Here is a 20,322-nt window from a genome sequence, read left to right as displayed (position 1 = left end):
CCGTTCGACCACGCCCGATCACCCGCAGCCCGAACCCCACCCCGCCCCCGGTCCGTTACGACCGGGGTTCACCCCTCTTGCCGCCCCTGCACCGCCCCCGCGCAGGCAATTGGATCATGAGATGTTCCTCACACGCGCACCCGCCGCACGGTGAGCTCGGACACGCGAAACGGGCGGCATCCGATGGATGCCGCCCGTTTCGACGGTGTGCGCGAGGGGGGAGTTGAACCCCCACGCCCTTTCGGGCACTGGAACCTGAATCCAGCGCGTCTGCCTATTCCGCCACCCGCGCATTGGGTGTGTCTTCCGGTCCTTGCCCCGTGGGCCTGGCGCCTTCCGACATCGAGAACATTAGCACGCTGGCCGGGGTGGATTCACATCCCTTCTCCGGGGACCGCCTCCGACCGGCGACGACGCCGCCACGGCCCTCACGAGGCGTCCCGTTCACACCTGCCCATGGCACCCCGCCCGCCGGCCGGGACGGACTCCGCCCGGACCCGCCGCCGTTCACAGCGGCGACCCGCACGCTCGTTCTGTCGCGGTCATGACCGCTTCACGTATCAACCTCGTACCGGTGGCGTCCGTCTCCCCAGGAGGCGGACCGAGTCCGCCTCCGGGTGCGGGACACTGGTCTGTGGCCCCCTCTACGATCCATGGCAGAACGACGGGCACCACCACGGCCGGCGGAGTTCGAAGAGGAGCCTCGGAGGGAACTTCGTCAGGCGTCGACACCCGGCGGCCGGGCGGACAGGGGGAACCAGCCGATCGGGCGGCGCGTGGATACGATCAGTAAGCAGTACCAGGTAAGCGGTGCACACATCGGTGCACGGGGCAGTACACAGGACGGCAGCGACGGAGGAGGTGCCCCATGGGAGTCCTGAAGAAGTTCGAGCAGCGTCTCGAAGGTCTGGTGAACGGCACCTTCGCCAAGGTGTTCAAGTCCGAGGTCCAGCCCGTCGAGATCGCCGGAGCGCTCCAGCGGGAGTGCGACAACAACGCCACCATCTGGAACCGCGACCGCACCGTCGTACCCAACGACTTCATCGTGGAACTGAGCACACCGGACTTCGAGCGGCTGAGCCCGTACTCCGGGCAGCTCGGCGACGAGCTCGCGGGCATGGTCCGCGACTACGCCAAGCAGCAGCGCTACACGTTCATGGGCCCGATCAAGGTGCACCTGGAGAAGGCCGAGGACCTCGACACCGGCCTGTACCGGGTGCGCAGCCGCACCCTCGCCTCCTCCGCCAGCCAGGCGGCGGCCCCCGGCGCGGCCCCTGCGGCCCCGCCCGCCGCCCGTCCCGGAGGCTACGGCTACCCGCCGGCCGCCCCCGCGGGCGTCCCGCCCATGCCCGCCGCGCCGCCGCCCGGCCGCCCCGGTGGCTACGGCTACCCGCCGGCCGCGGCCCCCGGCCCGGTGCCCGGCGGACGCACCCGCTACTGGATCGAGATCAACGGCACGCGCCACCAGATCTCCCGCCCCACCCTGGTGATGGGCCGCAGCACCGAGGCCGACGTGCGGATCGACGATCCCGGCGTCTCCCGCCGGCACTGCGAGATCCGGACCGGAACGCCCTCGACGATCCAGGATCTCGGCTCCACCAACGGCATCGTGGTGGACGGGCAGCACACCACCCGCGCTACGCTCCGCGACGGCTCGCGGATCGTCGTGGGCAGCACCACCGTTATCTATAGGCAAGCCGAAGGGTGAAGCGGGGGCAATGTCAGAGCTGACCCTCACGGTCATGCGGCTGGGTTTCCTGGCCGTTCTGTGGCTGTTCGTGATCGTGGCCGTGCAGGTCATCCGGAGTGACCTGTTCGGCACTCGCGTCACCCAGCGCGGATCCCGGCGCGAGGCCGGCCGCCAGCAGGCGGCCCGCCAGGCGCCTCCCCAGCAGCGCCAGCAGTCCGCCGGCGGCCGCCGCGGCCGCAACACCCCCACCAAGCTGGTCGTGACCGAGGGCACCCTGACCGGCACCACCGTCGCGCTCCAGGGCCAGACCATCACCCTGGGCCGGGCGCACGACAGCACGATCGTGCTGGACGACGACTACGCCTCCAGCCGCCATGCCAGGATCTACCCGGACCGCGACGGTCAGTGGATCGTCGAGGACCTGGGCTCCACCAACGGCACCTACCTGGACCGGACCCGGCTGACGACCCCCACACCGATTTCGCTGGGCGCACCGATCCGCATCGGCAAGACCGTCATCGAGCTGCGGAAGTAGTACGAGAATGAGCGAGCGGAGCGAGCACGCAGTGGGGGTCCTCACCCAGGGTCCCGGCGCGCTCCCGACCGGAGGGTGGGCAGTGTGGCTCGACACGACCGGCTGTACCCGGAGCCGACGGGCGAGGTGCGCATGAGTCTGTCCCTGCGCTTCGCCGCCGGATCGCACAAGGGCATGATCCGGGAGGGCAACGAGGACTCCGGTTACGCCGGTCCCCGCCTGCTCGCCATCGCCGACGGCATGGGCGGCGCCGCCGCCGGTGAGGTCGCCTCTTCCGAGGCGATCTCCACCATCGTCGCCCTCGACGACGACGTGCCCGGCTCCGACCTGCTCACCTCCCTCGGCACGGCCGTCCAGCGGGCCAACGACCAGCTGCGCATGATGGTCGAGGAGGACCCCCAGCTCGAGGGCATGGGCACCACCCTGACCGCGCTGCTGTGGACCGGCCAGCGCCTGGGCATGGTGCACGTCGGCGACTCCCGCGCCTACCTCCTGCGCGACGGCGTCCTCACCCAGATCACCCAGGACCACACCTGGGTGCAGCGACTGGTGGACGAGGGCCGGATCACCGAGGAGGAAGCCACCACCCACCCGCAGCGGTCCCTGCTGATGCGGGCCCTGGGCAGCGGCGAGCACGTCGAACCCGACCTCTCCATCCGTGAGGTCCGGGCCGGCGACCGCTACCTGATCTGCTCCGACGGCCTGTCCGGCGTGGTCTCCCACCAGACCCTCGAAGAGGCCCTGGCCAGCTACCAGGGCCCCGAGGAGACGGTCCAGAACCTGATCGAGCTGGCGCTGCGCGGCGGCGGGCCCGACAACATCACCGTGATCGTCGCCGACGTGCTCGACCTGGACACCGGGGACACCCTGGCCGGTCAGCTGTCCGACACCCCGGTCGTGGTCGGAGCCGTCGCGGAGAACCAGAACCAGCTGCACGACAACGGCATCATGCAGACGCCCGCGGGCCGTGCCTCCGGCCTTGGGCGGCGGCGCGGCGGGGGCGGCGAGTTCGGCCCGCCCGGCAGCGGCGACGTCACCGGTTTCATCCAGACCGACGGCTTCGGCTACGGCGACGACGACTTCGTCAAGCCCGCCAGGAACCGCCGGTGGATCAAGAGGTCCGTGTACAGCCTCCTCGCGCTTGCCGTCATCGGCGCCGGTCTGTACGGCGGATGGCGCTGGACGCAGACGCAGTACTACGTCGGCGCCAAGGGCGAGCACGTCGCGCTGTACCGGGGCATCAACCAGGACCTGGCCTGGGTGTCACTCTCGAAGATCGAGAAGGACCACCCCGAGATCGAACTCAAGTACCTGCCGCCGTACCAGCGCAAGCAGGTCGAGGCGACCATCGTCGAGGGCGATCTCTACGGCGCGCGGGAGAAGATCGAGGAACTGGCCGTCCAGGCCTCCGCGTGCAAGAAGCAGGCCGAGCGGCGCGCCGTCGACAGCGAGAAGAGCGCGCGCACCGGCGAGGGCGAGGCCGGAGGCACCACGGGAACCACTCCCGCCTCCTTCGCGTCCAAGGCATCGCCGTCGCCGAACCCTTCCGGCCCGGCGAAGGCCCCTGACCCGGAGCAGTCCACGACCCCGTCCACGACCGCACCCACTACCAGCCCCGGCCCCAGCCTCTCGGAGGAAGAGCAGAAGGTCGTCTCGCTGTGCGGTAAGCAGTAGGCAAGCCGTGAGAGGCCCTGTCACACGATGAGCAGTACTTCCAACCCGTCGACGCAGCACACGTCCACGATCGGTGCCATCGGCGCGCCCAGCCGCCGCAACACCGAGCTGGCGCTGCTGGTGTTCGCCGTCGTCATCCCGGTCTTCGCCTACGCCAACGTGGGTCTCGCCCTCGACGACCAGGTGCCCGCCGGGCTGCTGAGCTACGGCCTGGGCCTCGGTCTGATGGCGGGGCTCGGCCACCTCGCCGTGCGCAAGTTCGCGCCGTACGCGGACCCGCTGCTGCTGCCGCTGGCCACACTGCTCAACGGCCTGGGACTGGTCGCCATCTGGCGCCTGGACCAGTCCGAGAAGCTCCAGGCGAGCCGCACCTTCGTGGAGGCGGCGCCGCGCCAGCTGATGTACTCGGCGATCGGCGTGGCCTTCTTCGTCGCCGTGCTGTTCTTCCTCAAGGACCACCGCGTCCTGCAGCGCTACACCTACATCTCGATGGCCGGCGCGCTGGTGCTGCTGATCCTGCCGCTCGTCCCGGGCATCGGCCACAACGTCTTCGGCGCGCGGATCTGGATCAAGATCCCCGGTCTCGGCACGCTGCAGCCCGGTGAGTTCGCCAAGATCGTGCTCGCGGTGTTCTTCGCGGGCTACCTGATGGTGAAGCGCGACGCGCTGGCGCTCGCCAGCCGCCGCTTCATGGGCCTCTACCTGCCCCGCGGCCGTGACCTCGGCCCGATCATCGTGGTCTGGATCATCTCCATCCTGATCCTGGTCTTCGAGACCGACCTCGGCACCTCGCTGCTGTTCTTCGGCATGTTCGTGATCATGCTGTACGTCGCCACCGAGCGGACGAGCTGGATCGTGTTCGGTCTGCTGATGTCCGCGGTCGGCGCCGTCGGCGTGGCGAGCTTCGAGCCGCACATCCAGACGCGTGTGCAGGCGTGGCTCAACCCCGAGCACGAGTTCGACCTCAGCCGCGCCGGGGTCCAGGACGGCATCGTCCACTCCGAGCAGGCCATGCAGGCGCTGTGGGCCTTCGGCTCCGGCGGCACGCTCGGCTCCGGCTGGGGCCAGGGCCACTCCGACCTCATCGGCTTCGCCGCCAACTCCGACTTCATCCTCGCCACCTTCGGCGAGGAGCTGGGCCTGGCCGGCGTCATGGCGCTGCTGCTGCTCTACGCGCTGATCGTGGAGCGGGGCGTGCGGACCGCGCTCGCCGCCCGCGACCCGTTCGGCAAGCTGCTCGCCATCGGCCTCTCCGGCGCCTTCGCGCTCCAGGTCTTCGTGGTGGCCGGCGGTGTCATGGGCCTCATCCCGCTGACCGGTATGACGATGCCCTTCCTGGCCTACGGCGGTTCCTCCGTGATCGCCAACTGGGCCCTGATCGGCATCCTGCTCAGGATCAGCGACACCGCCCGCCGTCCGGCGCCCGCACCCGTGTCCAACCCCGACGCCGAGATGACCCAGGTGGTCCGCCCGTGAACAAGCCCCTGCGCCGGGTCGCCATCTTCTGCGGCCTGCTCATGCTCGCCCTGCTCGTCAGGAACAACTGGATCCAGTACGCCCAGGCCGACAAGCTCCGGACGGACGAGAAGAACCGCCGGGTGGCCATCGAGCGGTACGCCACCCCGCGCGGCGACATCATCGTCGACGGCGAGCCCATCACGGGCCACAAGGCGACCGGCGGCGACTTCGCGTACAAGCGGACCTACAAGGACGGCGCCATGTGGGCGCCGGTCACCGGCTACGTCTCCCAGGCCTTCGGCGCCACCCAGCTCGAGGCCATCGAGGACGGCATCCTCACCGGCAACGACGACCGGCTCTTCTTCCGCAACACGCTCGACATGCTGACCGGCAAGAACAAGCAGGGCGGCAACGTCGTCACCACGCTCAGCGGCGCCGCCCAGAAGGCCGCCTACAACGGCCTGAAGAAGCAGGGCGCCAAGGGTTCCGTCGTCGCCCTGGAGCCGTCCACCGGCAAGATCCTCGCGCTGGCCTCCTACCCGTCGTACGACCCGTCCACGATCGCGGGCAACAGCCTCGAGACGGACTCCAAGGCGTGGGAGAAGCTGCAGAAGACGAACAACCCGGACGACCCGATGCTGAACCGGGCGCTCCGTGAGGTGTACCCGCCCGGCTCGACCTTCAAGGTCGTCACGGCGGCCGCCGCGCTGGAGCACGGCCTGGTCGAGGACGCGGACACGAAGACCGACACCCCGCTGCCCTACATCATGGAGGGCACCACGACCGAGCTGAAGAACGAGGGCAACCTGCCCTGCGAGGACGCCACGCTCCGCGAGGCGCTGCGCGTGTCCTGCAACACCGTCTTCGGCAAGCTCGGCACCGACCTCGGCAACGACAAGATGCTGGAGACGGCGAAGAAGTTCGGCTTCGGCGAGGAGCACTTCACGCCGGTACGCTCCAGCGCCTCCCTGTTCGACAAGGACATGGAGCCGTCGCAGGTCGCCCTGTCCTCCATCGGCCAGTACAACACCGCGGCGACCCCGCTGCAGATGGCCATGGTCGCCGCCGCCGTCGCCAACAACGGCACGCTGATGAAGCCGTACATGGTCGACGAGCTGCAGACCCCCGGCCTGGACACCATCGAGAAGACCGACCCGGAGAAGCTGAGCGAGCCGGTCTCGCCGGAGAACGCCCAGATCCTCCAGTCGATGATGGAGACGGTCGTCAACGACGGCACCGGCACCAACGCCAAGATCGACGGCGTCACGGTCGGCGGCAAGACCGGTACCGCCCAGCACGGTGAGAACAACAGCAAGAACCCCTACGCGTGGTTCATCTCCTACGCCAAGACCGACGACGGCAGCGCGCCCGTCGCCGTGGCGGTCGTGGTCGAGGACGAGAACGCGGTCCGGGACGACATCTCCGGTGGCGGTCTCGCGGCGCCGATCGCGAAGAGCGTGATGGAGGCGGTCCTCAAGAGCAAGCAGTGACCCCGGTCACGTCTGCTTCACATCGGTGCACGTTGCGGTACCGGTCCTGTATCGGCTGACGCACTTTGCCAGGGCACAGAAAAAGAGCCGGGTACGGTAGGCCCGGAACGCAGCCTCCGATCGCACAAGGGTGCCGGTCGGGACCGACGGAGAGGGCTGGTAGGTAGCTATGGAAGAGCCGCGTCGCCTCGGCGGCCGGTACGAACTGGGCCAGGTGCTCGGTCGCGGTGGAATGGCGGAGGTCTACCTCGCGCACGACACCCGGCTCGGCCGCACCGTGGCAGTGAAGACGCTGCGCGCCGATCTGGCGCGTGACCCGTCCTTCCAGGCCCGGTTCCGCCGGGAGGCCCAGTCGGCCGCCTCGCTCAACCATCCCGCGATCGTCGCGGTCTACGACACGGGCGAGGACTACATCGACGGGGTCTCCATCCCGTACATCGTCATGGAGTACGTCGACGGCTCCACGCTCCGTGAGCTGCTGCACAGCGGTCGGAAGCTGCTGCCGGAGCGCACGCTGGAGATGACCATCGGCATCCTCCAGGCGCTCGAGTACTCGCACCGGGCCGGCATCGTCCACCGCGACATCAAGCCCGCGAACGTCATGCTGACGCGCAACGGCCAGGTCAAGGTCATGGACTTCGGCATCGCCCGCGCCATGGGCGACTCCGGCATGACGATGACCCAGACCGCCGCCGTCATCGGCACCGCCCAGTACCTCTCCCCGGAGCAGGCCAAGGGCGAGCAGGTCGACGCGCGGTCCGACCTGTACTCCACCGGCTGCCTGCTGTACGAACTGCTCACCGTGCGGCCGCCGTTCGTCGGCGACTCCCCGGTCGCGGTCGCCTACCAGCACGTGCGGGAGGAGCCGCAGCCGCCGAGCGTCTTCGACCCCGAGATCACGCCCGAGATGGACGCGATCGTGCTGAAGGCGCTGACCAAGGACCCCGACTACCGCTACCAGTCGGCCGACGAGATGCGCGCCGACATCGAGGCCTGCCTCGACGGCCAGCCGGTCGCGGCGACCGCCGCCATGGGCGCCGCCGGCTACGGCGGCTACCCGGACGACCAACCGACGACGGCGCTGCGCGCGGATTCCGGCGCGGGCGCCACCTCGATGCTGCCGCCCATGAACCCGGACGACGGCGGCTACGGCTACGACGAACGCCAGAGCCGGCGCCGCCCGCAGAAGAAGAACAACACCAGCACGATATTGCTGGTCGTGGCCGGTGTCCTGGTCCTGATCGGCGCCATCCTGATCGGCCGGTGGGCGATCAGCGGCGGCGGTGTGGACAACACCACCGTCGCGGCCCCCAACTTCGTCGGCGAGACGAAGGCGAACGCGCAAAAACTCGCCGCCAACACCGACTTGAAGCTGAGCTTCACGGACAAGCCCTGCGAGGACCAGGTCAAGGGCAACATCTGCGACCAGGACCCCAAGGCGGGGACCAAGGTGGAGAAGGGCGACACCATCAGCCTGGTCGTCTCCACCGGTGCGCCCAAGGTCGCGGTGCCGAGTGTGGTCGGCGACAAGATCGAGGACGCCAAGGCCGAACTCGAGGGTGACAAGTACCAGTTCGTCGTCGAGGTCAAGGAAGAGGTCAGCGGCGAGGAGCCGGGGACGGTCATCGACCAGGACCCGGACCTCGGCGAAGAGGTGGAGAAGGGCACCACCGTCACCCTCACGGTCGCGAAGGCGGAGGAGAAGGTCACGGTGCCGGACGTCACGGGCAAGACGTGTGACGAGGCCACGGCCCAGATGACGGCGAACAACCTCACCGGCACCTGTGTCCAGGAGCCGACCGACGACCCGAACCTGGTCGACAGGGTCATCCGCACCTCGATTGCTGCGAACACCCAGGTCTCCAAGGGCACCCAGGTCCAGATCTTCATCGGCAAGGCGAAGGAAGCCGAGAAGGTAGCCGTGCCCAAGGTCAACGGCCAGCGGCTCGAGGACGCCCAGCGGATGCTCTCGGAGGCGGGACTCTCCGTCGCCGGTGTGCAGGGCCCCAACGACCCCAACGCCCGCGTGTTCGGTTCCAACCCGGCCCAGGACAGCCAGGTGGACAAGGGCACCGGAGTGACCCTGTTCACGATCGGCGGCGGTAACGGCGGCGGCAACGGCGGCATCTTCGGCTGACCCGCGGGTCCCCGTAGTACGACGAAAGCCCCGGCTCCCTCTTCCGAGGGGGCCGGGGCTTCTTGCTGTCCCGGAGAAGCGGAGACGCTCAGCGCAGCTCCTCCGGCGGAGTCCGGTTCTCGTCCACCTTCTCCTTGCGGACCAGTTCGCCCCACACGATGTAGCGGTACTTGCTGGTGTAGACCGGCGTGCAGGTCGTCAGCGTGATGTAGTGGCCGGCCTTCTCGCGGCCGGACTCTGCGGGGACCTTGCCGAGGACGCCGACGTTGTACTTCGAGGTCTCCGGGAGGATGCCGTAGACCTTGTAGACGAACCACGTGTCCTTCGTCTCGAAGACGATCGGGTCGCCCTTCTTGATCTTGTGGATGCCGTGGAACTTGGCTCCGTGGCCGTCCCGGTGCGCGGCGAGGGCGAAGTTGCCCTTCTTGCCGGACGTCGGCAGTGTCGCCTTCACGGGGTCCGTGTAGTAGCCGGCCACACCGTCGTTGAGGACCTTCGCCGACGTGCCCTTCTCCACGAGGATGTCGTCGTCGCTCATCGTGGGCACGTGCAGGAAGCCGATGCCGTTCTTGCTGTCGTAGACGGCGGGCGCGTCCCGTCCGGCGCCGTCGGACTCCTGCGCCCACGCGTCGCGGACCTTGTCCCCCTGCCGGTCCGCCGCGCGGTCCGCGACGACGTTCGTCCACCACAGCGAGTAGACGACGAACAGGCCGAGCACCACGCCCGCGGTGATCAGCATCTCTCCGAAGAAGCTGATCGCCATGGCCACCGGCCCCAGACGGCGGCGCCCCCGGGGAGGCGGGGACGCGTGCGTGTGCTGTGCGGTGTCGTCGGCGGTCGCTGCCACGTTTCCTCTGCCCTTAACTGACGAGCGCATCCGGCTTGCCCTTGCTGCGCGGCCGTTCCTCGACCATCTGACCCCAGACGATCAAGCGGTACTTGCTGGTGAACTCAGGTGTGCACGTGGTCAGCGTGATGTAGCGGCCCGGTCCGGTGAAGCCCGAGCCCTTGGGCACCGGGTCGAGGACGCTGACGTTGCTCGGCGGCGTCACCGGCAGCATCGACGTCGTCTTGTAGACGAAGTACTTGTCCTGCGTCTCCACGACGATCGGATCGCCCTGCCGCAGCCGGTTGATGTACCGGAACGGCTCCCCGTGCGTGTTGCGGTGCCCCGCCAGACCGAAGTTGCCGGCCCTGTCGTACGGCATCGCCGTCTTCAGCGCGCCGTCCGCGTAGTGCCCGACCATGCCCCGGTCGAGCACCTTCTTGCTGCTGGTGCCCTCGGCGATCGGCACGACCACGTCCAGCTTCGGTATGTGCAGCAGCGCGAAGCCCTGCCCGGGCTCGAACGCGCCCGGCTTGCGCTCGCCGTTCGCCCAGTCCTGCTGGAGGTCGCTGGCCTCCTTGCCGGCCTGGGCCTGCGCCCGCACGTTCGTCCACCACAGCTGGTAGGTCACGAACAGCAGCATCAGCACGCCGGTGGTGATGAACACCTCGCCGATCGCGCGGCTCGCCATGACCGCCGGGCCGGGCTTGCGCGCCCGTGCCTGGCGGCGCGCCTCGACCCGGGACAGCGGAGCCCGTGGCGCCCCCTCAGAGGCGCTGTCACCTGCTCTTCCCGCCGTCGACCCGTCCCCGGCCTTGTGGGAGCCTCCACGGCGTCCATGGCGCTTCCTGGCGGCCTTCCTGCGGGCCGCGCGGCCTCCGGTCGGGGGAGCCTCCTCGCGCGTCGTCCGCGGGGGCGGGTCCGGGATGCGCAGCGCGACGGTCTCGTCGTCGACCGGCGGAAGCTGCGTGGTCGCGTCCCCGGCGCCGCCCGCGTAGGGGTCGGGCGTCGCCGCCTGGCCGTACCAGCCGTCCCCGTACGCACCCTGGACCCCGTACGCACCCTGGGCCTCGTACGGCTGCCCGCCGTACGAGGTGCCCTGGTCACCGGCGCCGTACCCGTGGGCGCCGGACTCGCGCTCGGGGCGCAGCGCCGTCACGCCGAGGACCTGCCCACCACCGGGGCGAGCCCGGCGGACCTCGCCACAGCGTCCGGGTCACCGCACTCCGCGAGCCAGTTGGCCAGCATCCGGTGGCCGTGCTCCGTCAGCACCGACTCGGGGTGGAACTGCACCCCCTCCACGGCGAGTTCACGGTGCCTCAGGCCCATCACTATGCCGTCCTCGGTGCGGGCCGTGACCTCCAGCTCGGCCGGGACGGTGGCCGGTTCGGCGGCCAGCGAGTGGTACCGGGTGGCGGTGAACGGGGAGGGCAGCCCGGCGAAGACGCCCTTGCCCTCGTGCGTCACCGGGGAGGTCTTGCCGTGCAGCAGCTCAGGGGCGCGGCCGACGACACCGCCGTACGCCACCTGCATCGACTGCATGCCGAGGCAGACGCCGAAGACGGGCACGCCGGTCGCGGCGCAGTGCCGCACCATGTCCACGCAGACGCCGGCCTCTTCGGGGGTGCCGGGACCGGGGGACAGCAGCACGCCGTCGAAGCCGTCCTGGGCGTGCGAGGTCGACACCTCGTCGTTGCGCAGGACCTCGCACTCGGCGCCCAGCTGGTACAGGTACTGGACCAGGTTGAAGACGAAGCTGTCGTAGTTGTCGACGACGAGAATGCGCGCGCTCACTGGTTGTCCACCGTCACATCGTTGAAGGGCAGCAACGGCTCCGCCCACGGGAAGACGTACTGGAAGAGGACGTAGACCACGACGGTGATCAGCACGAGTGAGATGAGTGCCCTCACCCATCCGTTGCCCGGCAGATGCCGCCAGATCCAGCTGTACATGCCGTCCCTTCCGTCGTACCACGGCACCAGACCCACGCCGTACGCCACCAGACTAACGGCGCAACGCCCTCTGTTTCCCGGCCTCCACAGGCTGTGTGACAAGCCGACCGGTCCGCTGTCCACACCCTTGAGTACGTGCCGTAGGGCCGATCGCCTCGATACCGGGCGCATGTTCCACGTGAAACCGGCGCGGCGGGGGACGGCGGGTGTCAGTCCACGGGTTCGGCGTAGTGCAGGTCCACCGTGCCGGAGTAGCCGGGCAGGGTCGTGGTCCCCTCGTCCTCGACCTTCCAGCCGAGGCCGTAGACGTTGACGTAGACCATGTAGTTCTGGATCGCCGGCGAGGAGGCGAGCGCCTTCCTCAGCTTCTCCGGGTCCCCGACCGCGGTGATCGTGTACGGCGGGGAGTAGACGCGGCCCTGGAGGATCAGGGTGTTGCCCACGCAGCGGACGGCGCTGGTGGAGATCAGCCGCTGGTCCATGACCTGGATGCCCTCGGCACCGCCCTGCCACATGGCGTTCACCACGGCCTGGAGGTCCTGCTGGTGGATGACCAGGTAGTCAGGCTGCGGCTCGGGATAGCCGGGGAGCTTGGCCGTGGCGTCCGGCGGCGCGTCGTTCAGGGTGACGGTGATCGCCTCGCCCTTCAGCTTCTGGGTGCCGGCGCGCTCCTCCAGGGCGGCGAGTTCGGCGTCCTCGGCCTCGGTGCTGCCGTCGTCCCGCTCGGCCAGGGCCTCTATGTCCTTGCGCAGCGCGCCGTTGGACTCGTCGAGTTCGGCGTTCTTGCGGCTGCGCTCGTGGATCAGGTCGGACAGCTTCAGCAGGGAGGCGTCCGTGCGGATGTTGGTGCCCTTGGCCGTGTCGAAACTGACGAAGAAGAGGAGACCCGCGAGGGCGAAGATGCCCGCGGTGAGCACCCGCACCGGACGCAGACGGCGTGGGCGGGCCGCGGGACTGGATTCCGTCCCCGGGGAGTCGGCAGAATTGCTCAACGTACCCTTATCTCCTTCGGCGCCGTAGAAGCACTACGCTAACGGACGCCCGGGGGAGCACTCAGAGTCCCCTTGTACGCTGCCCCGAGCCCGACCCAGACCCTGCGCGGCCACGCAGCGCATCGACAGGAGAGACCTTCGTGCCGAAGTCACGTATCCGCAAGAAGGCCGACTACACGCCGCCTCCGGCCAAGCAGACGGCCGCGATCAAGCTGACCAACCGGGCCTGGGTCGCGCCGGTGATGCTGGCGCTGTTCCTCATCGGCCTGGCCTGGATCGTCGTCTTCTATGTCACGGACGGCTCGCTGCCCATCGACAAGCTGGGCAACTGGAACATCGTGGTGGGCTTCGGCTTCATCGCCGCCGGGTTCGGCGTCTCCACGCAGTGGAAGTAGCGCCGGACCGGGCTCGGCGTACGGCTCCGGCCGGCCGCTGAGCCCCGCCCTGCCCGGAGAAGTCACAGCTCTGGGCAGGGTTATCCCCTGAGTTATCCACAGCCCTTGTCCACATGTGGATAGGCGACCCGATCTGTGGATAACCCTCTTCGAGGTTGACGCCGGTGTGACAGAAACACCATCAACCGAAAACCTGTTCGCACGGCATTGACCTGCGGAAACAGCGGTCAGTGACCGACCAGGTCACACGTCTCGCACCGTGTGCACAAGATCCGGCACCGTCTGTGGACAAACTCCGGCTCAGGTGAGCTGCGCGGTCCTCACCAGTGTGAGCAGCACGACCACGCCAAGGACCAGCGCACAGGTCCCGTACTGCACCAGCGCCCGTCGCTCCCGCGGGGCGTGCACCATCGCGTAGCCGATGACGACCCCGGCGGCCAGACCGCCGATGTGGGCCTGCCAGGCGATGCCGCTCCAGCTGAAGGTGATGACGAGGTTGATCACCAGCAGGGCGATGATCGGCCGCATGTCGTAGCGGAGGCGGCGCATCAGCACGGCCGTCGCGCCGAACAGCCCGAAAACCGCGCCCGACGCGCCGAGCGACGCCGTGCTCCCCCCGGCCAGCAGATAGGTCAGGGCGCTGCCCGCCAGACCGGAGATCAGATACAGCGCGAGATAGCGCACCCGGCCCAGATGCTGCTCCAGCGGTCCGCCCAGCAGCCACAGGCTGAGCATGTTGAAGCCGATGTGCCAGATTTCCTCGTGCGTGAACATCGAGGTCACCAGGCGGTACCACTCACCGTCCGCCACGCCCTGGGTGGGCGTGAACGGCGCCGGCGGCCAGACGCCCACCAGGTAGAGATCGGCCAGCAGCGACTTCTCGACCGTCACGGCGAGGAAGACCGCGAGATTTATCCCGATGAGGATCTTGGTCACCAGACGGGGATCCCCGGCGACGGTCCCGCCGGCCAGGGTACGGGGCCTGGAGGCGGACGGCGCGTGACCCGTGCCCCCGCCGCCGCGGACGCACTCCGGGCACTGGAAACCGACCGAGGCCTCGACCATGCACTCCGGGCAGATCGGCCGCTCGCACCGGGTGCAGCGGACGCCGGTCTCGCGGTCCGGATGGCGATAACAGCCGGGGACGCGCTGGGCGTCCTGCCGGCCGCCGGCGGCCTGGTCGTCCATGAGAGATCCCCTAGGTCGTTGGAAAAGCCCCGCCCCGCCCATCCTTACGGATGAGCGGGGCGATTGGTTCCCTTGGAGGCTTTCGCACCCCGGGGAGCGAAGGCTCAGCCCTCGTGGATCTCGACCGACTCGATGACCACGTCGTTCACCGGACGGTCGGTGCGCGGGTTGGTCTGGATCGAGGCGATGGTGTCGACGACCTTCTGGCTGGCGGTGTTGGCCACCTCGCCGAAGATCGTGTGCTTGCGGTTCAGCCAGGCCGTCGGAGAGACCGTGATGAAGAACTGCGAGCCGTTGGTGCCCGGGCCCGCGTTGGCCATGGCCAGCAGGTAGGGCTTGTCGAAGCGCAGGTCCGGGTGGAACTCGTCCCCGAACTGGTAGCCGGGGCCACCGGTGCCGTTGCCCAGCGGGTCACCGCCCTGGATCATGAAACCGCTGATCACCCGGTGGAAGACCGTGCCGTCGTAGAGCTTGTCCGTGGTCTTCTGCCCCGTCTTGGGGTTGGTCCACTCCCGCTCGCCCTTGGCGAGCTCGACGAAGTTCTTGACCGTCTGCGGCGCCTGGTCCGGGAAGAGCTGGACCTGGATGTCGCCGTGATTGGTCTTCAGGGTGGCGTAGAGCTGCGTAGCCACGATGTGCCTTCCGTTGTCTTTCCGTGACTCCCTGATCCTCGCACGGACCGGCCGCGCAGTCGCCCGGCCTCGGCACACAGGGGTGTCCCGGGCCGTACCCCTTGCGGAAACCGCCACGAGCCCTGCCGTGCCGGGGGCACATCATGCCGATCCGTGGCATCGTCGGCGACAAGCACCCGTTACACCGCATTCGCCCCCCTTGCCCTCGCTACCGCCGTCGGCCACCGGGACGGCACCCGTTCGCCCGTCCACGCATGCCGCGCGCCGACCCGGCAGGCATGATCCGGAAAAGGGTGGAAAGTCGAATTACCGTACGCCACCGAGGAGGAGGAACTCGTGACCCGCATCGACAGCGTGCGCGCCGCGACCGGTTCGGCGAAGGACAGCGTGCTGCACGCCGCGGAAGTGGTGGCGCCCTACGCCGACACGGCCAAGGTCAGGGCCGCGCACTACGCACAGGAGGCCCGCGTACGGCTCGCGCCCAAGGTGTCGCAGGCCGCGGAGCAGGCACGCGTGGCCGCGGAACAGGCCCGTGTGCAGTACGACGCCCGTGTGCAGCCGTATCTGGAACAGGCCCGGACCCACGTGCCGCCGAAGGTCGACAAGGCCGCCCATCAGGCCGCCGTCCGCACGCGCCTCGCCGCGCGCCAGGCCGCGGAGTACTCCCGGCCGGTGCTCGAACAGGCGGTGGCCGCCGCCGGACCCGCGCGGGAGGAGGCCGCGGCCAGGAGCGCGGCCGCGCTCGCGGCTCTGCGGGGCCAGGTCACGGCCCGGCAGATCCAGAAGCTCGTGCGCAAGCAGCAGCGGAGGGCCGCGGCCGGCCGTGCGGCCAAGGTCGTCTTGATCCTGGGCGCCGTCGCAGGAGGCGCCTACGCCGCGTGGAAGTGGTGGGACAAGCAGGCCAACCCCGACTGGCTGGTGGAACCGCCGGCCGCGACGGACGTGTCCGGCTCGACCCTGACCTCCGTGGACGGCAGCGACGCGGGGTCCTCCCTGGACCCCGAGGTCGCGGCCAAGGAGGCCGAGGAAGAGGCCGCCAAGCGCGACGAGGAGTGACCGCGGAAGCTCACCGTCTCCACGAGGAACAGCGCGAACGACACGGCGGGACAGAGAGATTGACCCTCTGTCCCGCCGCGTCGTTTCACGTGAAACAAGACCCCTCACACCGCGTTTCCGCAGGTGGAGGGGTCTTTTCCGTGGAGCCTAGGGGAGTCGAACCCCTGACATCTGCCATGCAAAGACAGCGCTCTACCAACTGAGCTAAGGCCCCGGAGGGAATGCGTCCACCAGGGAGAACAGATCCCGGCAGGCGTCCGGGACCAGAGTACCGGGTCCCCCCGGGGATTCCGCAAAAAGATTGGGGGTCCCCGTGACCAACCACTCTCCGTAAGATGCGTGGCGTGGTTCGCTCTAGCGAAGCCACGGTTCATGGGGAAGCGATGGGGAGACGCAATGGACGCCGCACAGCAGGAAGCCACCGCCAGAGCGCGGGAACTGCAGCGGAATTGGTACGGGGAGCCGCTGGGGGCGCTCTTCCGTAGGCTCATAGACGACCTGGGCCTCAACCAGGCCCGTCTGGCGGGGGTGCTCGGACTGTCCGCTCCGATGCTGTCGCAGCTGATGAGCGGCCAGCGGGCGAAGATCGGTAATCCGGCGGTGGTCCAGCGCGTGCAGCTGCTCCAGGACCTGGCGGGGCAGGTCGCGGACGGCAGCGTCAGCGCGGCCGAGGCGACGGAGCGCATGGAGGAGATCAAGAAGTCCCAGGGGGGCTCCGTCCTCACCAACACCACGCAGACCACGAGCAGTTCAGGTGCTCCCACGGTCAAGCGCGTGGTCCGCGAGATCCAGTCCCTGCTGCGCTCGGTGGCCGCCGCCGGCGACATCCTCGACGCCGCGGACTCCCTCGCCCCCACCCATCCGGAGCTGGCGGAGTTCCTCCGGGTCTACGGAGCCGGCCGCACGGCCGACGCGGTCACGCACTACCAGGCGCACCAGAGCTGATGCACCGCCCGGCGGCCGAAGGGGGTTCGGCCGCCGGTGACACGTGGGGGCCGGGGGAACACCGGGGCACGGGGGGAGTCGTATCGCTCGTCGTGGGGGAGAGACAGGGGGACACCTCAGGGGGAGGAGCGACGCACAGCCATGGGTGAGGTCTTCGCCGGCCGGTACGAGCTGGTCGACCCGATCGGACGCGGGGGTGTGGGCGCGGTCTGGCGCGCCTGGGACCACCGCCGTCGCCGCTATGTGGCGGCGAAGGTGCTGCTGCAGAGCGACGCCCACTCGCTGCTGCGCTTCGTGCGCGAGCAGGCGCTGCGGATCGACCACCCGCATGTGCTCGCCCCCACCAGCTGGGCCGCCGACGACGACAAGGTCCTGTTCACCATGGACCTGGTGGCCGGCGGCTCCCTGGTGCACCTGGTCGGCGACTACGGACCGTTGCCGCCCGCGTTCGTCTGCACCCTCCTCGACCAGCTCCTCTCAGGGCTCGCGGCGGTGCACGCGGAGGACGTGGTGCACCGCGACATCAAGCCCGCCAACGTGCTGCTGGAGGCCACCGGCCGGGGCAGGCCGAAGCTCAGACTGTCGGACTTCGGCATCGCGATGCGGCTGGGCGAGCCCCGCCTGACCGAGACCGACCTGGTCGTCGGCACCCCGGGGTATCTCGCCCCGGAGCAGATGATGGGCTCGGAGCCGGATTTCCCCGCCGACCTCTTCGCCGTGGGTCTGGTCGCCCTCTATCTGCTCGAGGGCGCGAAGCCGGACGCCAAGGCCCTCATCCAGTACTTCGCCGATCACGGGACGCCGGGTGCGCCCCAGGGCATCCCCGAGCCGCTGTGGCAGGTGGTGGCCACCTTGCTGCAGCCCGATCCGGAGGCGCGGTTCCGCACGGCGACGGGGGCACGGAAGGCGCTCGCCGCGGCGGCGGAGCTGCTGCCGGAGCCCGGCCCGGACGACGAGCTGATCGAGATCTTCGACCAACTCGGCCCGCTGCCGCCCGGGTTCACGGACGAGGGCCCGGTGAAAAGGGCGTCCGGGCTGCGTCCGGAGGCCGGCGGGCCGGTGGGAGTGGGTGAAGCCGGGGAGGGAACGGCGGGGCGGAGCGCCGCGGGGGACGGGACTCCTTCCGACCCACGGCACCCGACACCGACCGGTACCACGCACGGCTCCCCCGCCACGCCGCCCGTCGCCGCCCCGCAGTCCGCCGCCCTGTCGGACACCGGCAGCTTCCCCCTGCCGCCGCCCCAGCCCTCCTCCGTCACCACTCCACGCTCCCCCGAGCAGCCCCCACACCCCCCGCAGTACGTGCCCCACTCCCCGTACGGCCACCAGCAGCAGGCGCCCGAAGTCCCCGTCTACGAAGCGACCCATGAACTGCGCTCCCCCCTGCCGCCGCCACCGGCCGTGCGTCCCGAACCCTCCACTGCTGAATACACCGCCCGGTCGTCGCAGGTTCCGTCCCCGGACACGGTGACCGCACAGCACGCACCGGCCCCTCGCTCCCACCGCCGGCGAGGCGTCCGCAGGCCCGGTCCTCCGGCGCGGGTCGCCGTGCCCGTGCTGCTGCTGGCGCTGGCGTGCTACGCCGTGGGGTTCTGGGCGCTCACCCGCATCTGACGGCCACCGCGGCAGACCCGCCCACCGCCGCACGCATGCCCACCCTGCGGCATCGGCGTCACCGGATCACCCAGTGAGACCCGCGCCCCGGCGCCGGGCCACGACCGTCCACACCCCGAGCCCCACCACCAGGGCGCTCCCGGTGCCGATGCCGCCGGCCGCGAGCAGCCGGTACAGGGTCTCGTCGCCCGCCTCACCGCCTCCGCCGGAGGTGAGGCCGTCCCCGCCGCCGACGGTGAAGACATCCGCCGGCACGGTTCCGCCCGCGTAGTCCGGCCCGCTCTGCGGCGCCCCGCCCAGCCGCACCCGCAGCGTCAGCGGCACGGGCCCGTCGCCGAAGTCCTCCGCGACCTCCGGGGAGAGGTGCGCGACAAGGTAGTAGGCGCCGGCGAACCGCACCGCCGAGACCTGCTGCCCGGAGGCGTACCGGTTCTCGTACGTGACCGGCGGCAGGGGCTTCAGCGCCTTGGACTTCTGGCCGCCGTTGTAGCCGAGGGAGAGGCCGTCGACCTCGCCGCGCACCGGGTTGTAGAGGTCCAGGGTGAGCGCGGAGGCGAGGTAGCCGGAGGGGTCCGTGCCGGAGCTGCCCAGCTCGGCGGTGGCGTGGAGCTGCCGTCCCCAGTCGACGGGGACCTGGTAGAAGAGCGTCTGGCCCGGCCGTATGTCGTCGCGCCACACCCCCTCACCGAGCGGGGTGGCCTGGGCGAACCCCGCGCCGCCCGGGCGGCGTTGGGCAGTTCCCTGGACGGGGGCGGGCGTGGCCGAGTCCCATGCCTCCGGCGCCGCCGTGCCCGCCGGTGTCTCCGTCCCCGGCTCGGACACCGTGCCGAGCTCCAGCTCCCAGGGGTCGGGGGAGGCGCCGCGCGCGTCGGGGGCGGCGCGCTCGACGGTCACGTAGTACGTCCCGGCCTCGTCGCAGAGGCTTCTTCTGGGGGAGATCTCCCGCATGGCCCACGCGGCCACCGGATGAGGGCTGCCCGGCGCTCCGAAGGTCGCCGTGTCCGAGTCGCAGGAGCGGCCGTCGGCGTCCTCCACGGTCACCTTGACGCCGTCGGCGACGGAGACGCCGGTTCCGGACGGCGGGACGGCGGTGGCGGAGGCGTACGCGGTCGCGGTGTCGTCCAGTTCCAGGCGGAAGAAGACCTTGGTGTCGGGCGGGAGGGTGCTGCGGTAGGTCTGGCCGGGCTCCAGTTCCACGGCGTCCGCGGTGCTCCGGGCGCCGTCGATCCGGCGCGCGTCCTCGGCGAAGGCGTACGTGAGGGCGGTGTCCTGGCCGGCGGCCTGGGCGGGCTGTCCTGTAAGAGCGGTCCCCAGTCCGAGCGCGGCCGCCAGGCCCAGGCGTCCCACGGCGCCGTGCCGGCTCCGTGCCGTCGTGCGCCGCGCCGTGCCCTGCCGTCCCCTCACGCGCCCCCCTCGTCGCCGCCGGGTCCCGCTGACTGCCGCCGCCCATCCTGCACCGGGGGCGCGGCCCGCCCACAAGGTCCCGGCCACACAAAACCCCGACCGCACAGGCGGCCGGGGTCTGTTCAGCGTCGTATGTCGGTACTCACGAACCCGTGGGCACGGAGTCAGTCGCCTCCGTCCACAGATCCTGCTCGGCGCGATCCGCCTGGATCTGGCGGTACACGAGGAGCCCGCCGATGGCGGCCAGTGCGACCAGGAGAAGCTTCTTCACCGCGCGACCTCGTCTTTCCTTGACGTAGGGGACCTCTGGCGCCCGACTATACACACCGGTCGA

The 20,322-nt window shown here is 70.0% G+C and carries 19 protein-coding genes and 2 tRNA genes; 10 read left to right on the top strand and 11 right to left on the bottom strand.

Features of this window, described 5'->3' with window-relative positions; translation table 11 throughout:
• Window positions 1-208: 208 nt before the first annotated feature.
• Window positions 209-292: transfer RNA gene (locus AY578_RS16505), tRNA-Leu, on the bottom strand.
• A 576-nt stretch (window positions 293-868) separates the two neighbouring features.
• On the opposite strand from AY578_RS16505, the gene AY578_RS16500 reads away from it, so the two are divergent.
• From AY578_RS16500 to pknB, 6 genes are all read left to right on the top strand, one after another.
• Window positions 869-1,708 (top strand): FHA domain-containing protein, encoded by an 840-nt coding sequence (locus AY578_RS16500; RefSeq protein WP_019526622.1) that lies wholly within the window; start codon window positions 869-871, stop codon window positions 1,706-1,708.
• Window positions 1,709-1,718: 10 nt separating this feature from the next.
• Window positions 1,719-2,225 (top strand): FHA domain-containing protein FhaB/FipA, encoded by a 507-nt coding sequence (locus AY578_RS16495; protein ID WP_019526623.1) that lies wholly within the window; start codon window positions 1,719-1,721, stop codon window positions 2,223-2,225.
• A 132-nt stretch (window positions 2,226-2,357) separates the two neighbouring features.
• The gene (locus AY578_RS16490; protein WP_037954065.1) at window positions 2,358-3,899 is read left to right on the top strand and encodes a Stp1/IreP family PP2C-type Ser/Thr phosphatase; all 1,542 of its coding nucleotides are present in this window, start codon (window positions 2,358-2,360) and stop codon (window positions 3,897-3,899) included.
• 27 nt (window positions 3,900-3,926) lie between these two features.
• Complete coding sequence (locus AY578_RS16485; RefSeq protein ID WP_019526625.1) at window positions 3,927-5,375, top strand: FtsW/RodA/SpoVE family cell cycle protein; 1,449 nt, start codon at window positions 3,927-3,929, stop codon at window positions 5,373-5,375.
• The gene (locus AY578_RS16480; RefSeq protein ID WP_019526626.1) at window positions 5,372-6,847 is read left to right on the top strand and encodes a penicillin-binding transpeptidase domain-containing protein; all 1,476 of its coding nucleotides are present in this window, start codon (window positions 5,372-5,374) and stop codon (window positions 6,845-6,847) included. The genes AY578_RS16485 and AY578_RS16480 overlap by 4 nt, the downstream gene beginning before the upstream one ends.
• A gap of 169 nt (window positions 6,848-7,016) precedes the next feature.
• The gene (pknB, locus tag AY578_RS16475; RefSeq protein ID WP_136238699.1) at window positions 7,017-8,984 is read left to right on the top strand and encodes a Stk1 family PASTA domain-containing Ser/Thr kinase; all 1,968 of its coding nucleotides are present in this window, start codon (window positions 7,017-7,019) and stop codon (window positions 8,982-8,984) included.
• Window positions 8,985-9,072: 88 nt separating this feature from the next.
• Here the strand turns inward: pknB and AY578_RS16470 are convergent, their stop codons facing one another.
• The 5 genes from AY578_RS16470 to AY578_RS16450 all read right to left on the bottom strand — a co-directional run bounded on the left by AY578_RS16470 (window position 9,073) and on the right by AY578_RS16450 (window position 12,754).
• A complete protein-coding gene (locus AY578_RS16470; RefSeq protein WP_028960840.1) occupies window positions 9,073-9,831 on the bottom strand; it encodes a class E sortase in 759 nt (252 codons plus the stop codon).
• A gap of 13 nt (window positions 9,832-9,844) precedes the next feature.
• Window positions 9,845-10,969 (bottom strand): class E sortase, encoded by a 1,125-nt coding sequence (locus tag AY578_RS16465; protein WP_028960841.1) that lies wholly within the window; start codon window positions 10,967-10,969, stop codon window positions 9,845-9,847.
• Window positions 10,966-11,604 (bottom strand): aminodeoxychorismate/anthranilate synthase component II, encoded by a 639-nt coding sequence (locus AY578_RS16460; RefSeq protein ID WP_019526630.1) that lies wholly within the window; start codon window positions 11,602-11,604, stop codon window positions 10,966-10,968. Before AY578_RS16460 ends, AY578_RS16465 begins: the two co-directional genes overlap by 4 nt.
• Window positions 11,601-11,762: a hypothetical protein gene (locus tag AY578_RS16455; RefSeq protein ID WP_156700673.1), complete on the bottom strand. Its 162-nt coding sequence runs from the start codon at window positions 11,760-11,762 to the stop codon at window positions 11,601-11,603. Before AY578_RS16455 ends, AY578_RS16460 begins: the two co-directional genes overlap by 4 nt.
• 209 nt (window positions 11,763-11,971) lie before the next feature.
• Window positions 11,972-12,754 (bottom strand): DUF881 domain-containing protein, encoded by a 783-nt coding sequence (locus AY578_RS16450; RefSeq protein WP_037779187.1) that lies wholly within the window; start codon window positions 12,752-12,754, stop codon window positions 11,972-11,974.
• Between the two features lie 140 nt (window positions 12,755-12,894).
• Between AY578_RS16450 and crgA the strand changes: the two genes are divergently transcribed.
• Window positions 12,895-13,149 (top strand): cell division protein CrgA, encoded by a 255-nt coding sequence (crgA, locus tag AY578_RS16445; protein WP_006134093.1) that lies wholly within the window; start codon window positions 12,895-12,897, stop codon window positions 13,147-13,149.
• A 300-nt stretch (window positions 13,150-13,449) separates the two neighbouring features.
• Here the strand turns inward: crgA and AY578_RS16440 are convergent, their stop codons facing one another.
• Together AY578_RS16440 and AY578_RS16435 are read right to left on the bottom strand one after the other, a co-directional pair.
• Window positions 13,450-14,337: a rhomboid family intramembrane serine protease gene (locus AY578_RS16440; protein ID WP_136238698.1), complete on the bottom strand. Its 888-nt coding sequence runs from the start codon at window positions 14,335-14,337 to the stop codon at window positions 13,450-13,452.
• Window positions 14,338-14,441: 104 nt separating this feature from the next.
• Window positions 14,442-14,969 carry a peptidylprolyl isomerase gene (locus AY578_RS16435; RefSeq protein ID WP_258902877.1) on the bottom strand — a complete coding sequence of 176 codons (528 nt, stop codon included), beginning with the start codon at window positions 14,967-14,969 and terminating at the stop codon, window positions 14,442-14,444.
• A 336-nt stretch (window positions 14,970-15,305) separates the two neighbouring features.
• Between AY578_RS16435 and AY578_RS16430 the strand changes: the two genes are divergently transcribed.
• On the top strand, window positions 15,306-16,025 hold the full coding sequence (locus AY578_RS16430) for a DUF5324 family protein (protein ID WP_019526635.1): 720 nt from the start codon (window positions 15,306-15,308) through the stop codon (window positions 16,023-16,025).
• A 141-nt stretch (window positions 16,026-16,166) separates the two neighbouring features.
• Here AY578_RS16430 and AY578_RS16425 read toward each other — a convergent pair.
• A tRNA-Ala gene (locus tag AY578_RS16425) sits at window positions 16,167-16,239 on the bottom strand.
• A gap of 182 nt (window positions 16,240-16,421) precedes the next feature.
• Here AY578_RS16425 and AY578_RS16420 point away from each other — a divergent pair.
• Window positions 16,422-16,970 carry a helix-turn-helix domain-containing protein gene (locus AY578_RS16420; protein ID WP_019526636.1) on the top strand — a complete coding sequence of 183 codons (549 nt, stop codon included), beginning with the start codon at window positions 16,422-16,424 and terminating at the stop codon, window positions 16,968-16,970.
• A 141-nt stretch (window positions 16,971-17,111) separates the two neighbouring features.
• Complete coding sequence (locus AY578_RS16415) at window positions 17,112-18,584, top strand: serine/threonine-protein kinase (protein WP_136238697.1); 1,473 nt, start codon at window positions 17,112-17,114, stop codon at window positions 18,582-18,584.
• Between the two features lie 66 nt (window positions 18,585-18,650).
• Here the strand turns inward: AY578_RS16415 and AY578_RS16410 are convergent, their stop codons facing one another.
• Together AY578_RS16410 and AY578_RS16405 are read right to left on the bottom strand one after the other, a co-directional pair.
• Window positions 18,651-19,988 carry a hypothetical protein gene (locus tag AY578_RS16410; protein ID WP_168713438.1) on the bottom strand — a complete coding sequence of 446 codons (1,338 nt, stop codon included), beginning with the start codon at window positions 19,986-19,988 and terminating at the stop codon, window positions 18,651-18,653.
• Window positions 19,989-20,130: 142 nt separating this feature from the next.
• Window positions 20,131-20,259 carry a DLW-39 family protein gene (locus AY578_RS16405; protein ID WP_003999697.1) on the bottom strand — a complete coding sequence of 43 codons (129 nt, stop codon included), beginning with the start codon at window positions 20,257-20,259 and terminating at the stop codon, window positions 20,131-20,133.
• Window positions 20,260-20,322: the final 63 nt, after the last annotated feature.

The sequence above is a fragment of the Streptomyces thermocarboxydus genome, from assembly GCF_024760485.1.
GTDB classification, from domain to species: domain Bacteria; phylum Actinomycetota; class Actinomycetes; order Streptomycetales; family Streptomycetaceae; genus Streptomyces; species Streptomyces cellulosae.
The sequence above is the reverse complement of the archived record's forward strand: the minus strand, read 5'-3'. Positions and strand labels throughout refer to the sequence as shown.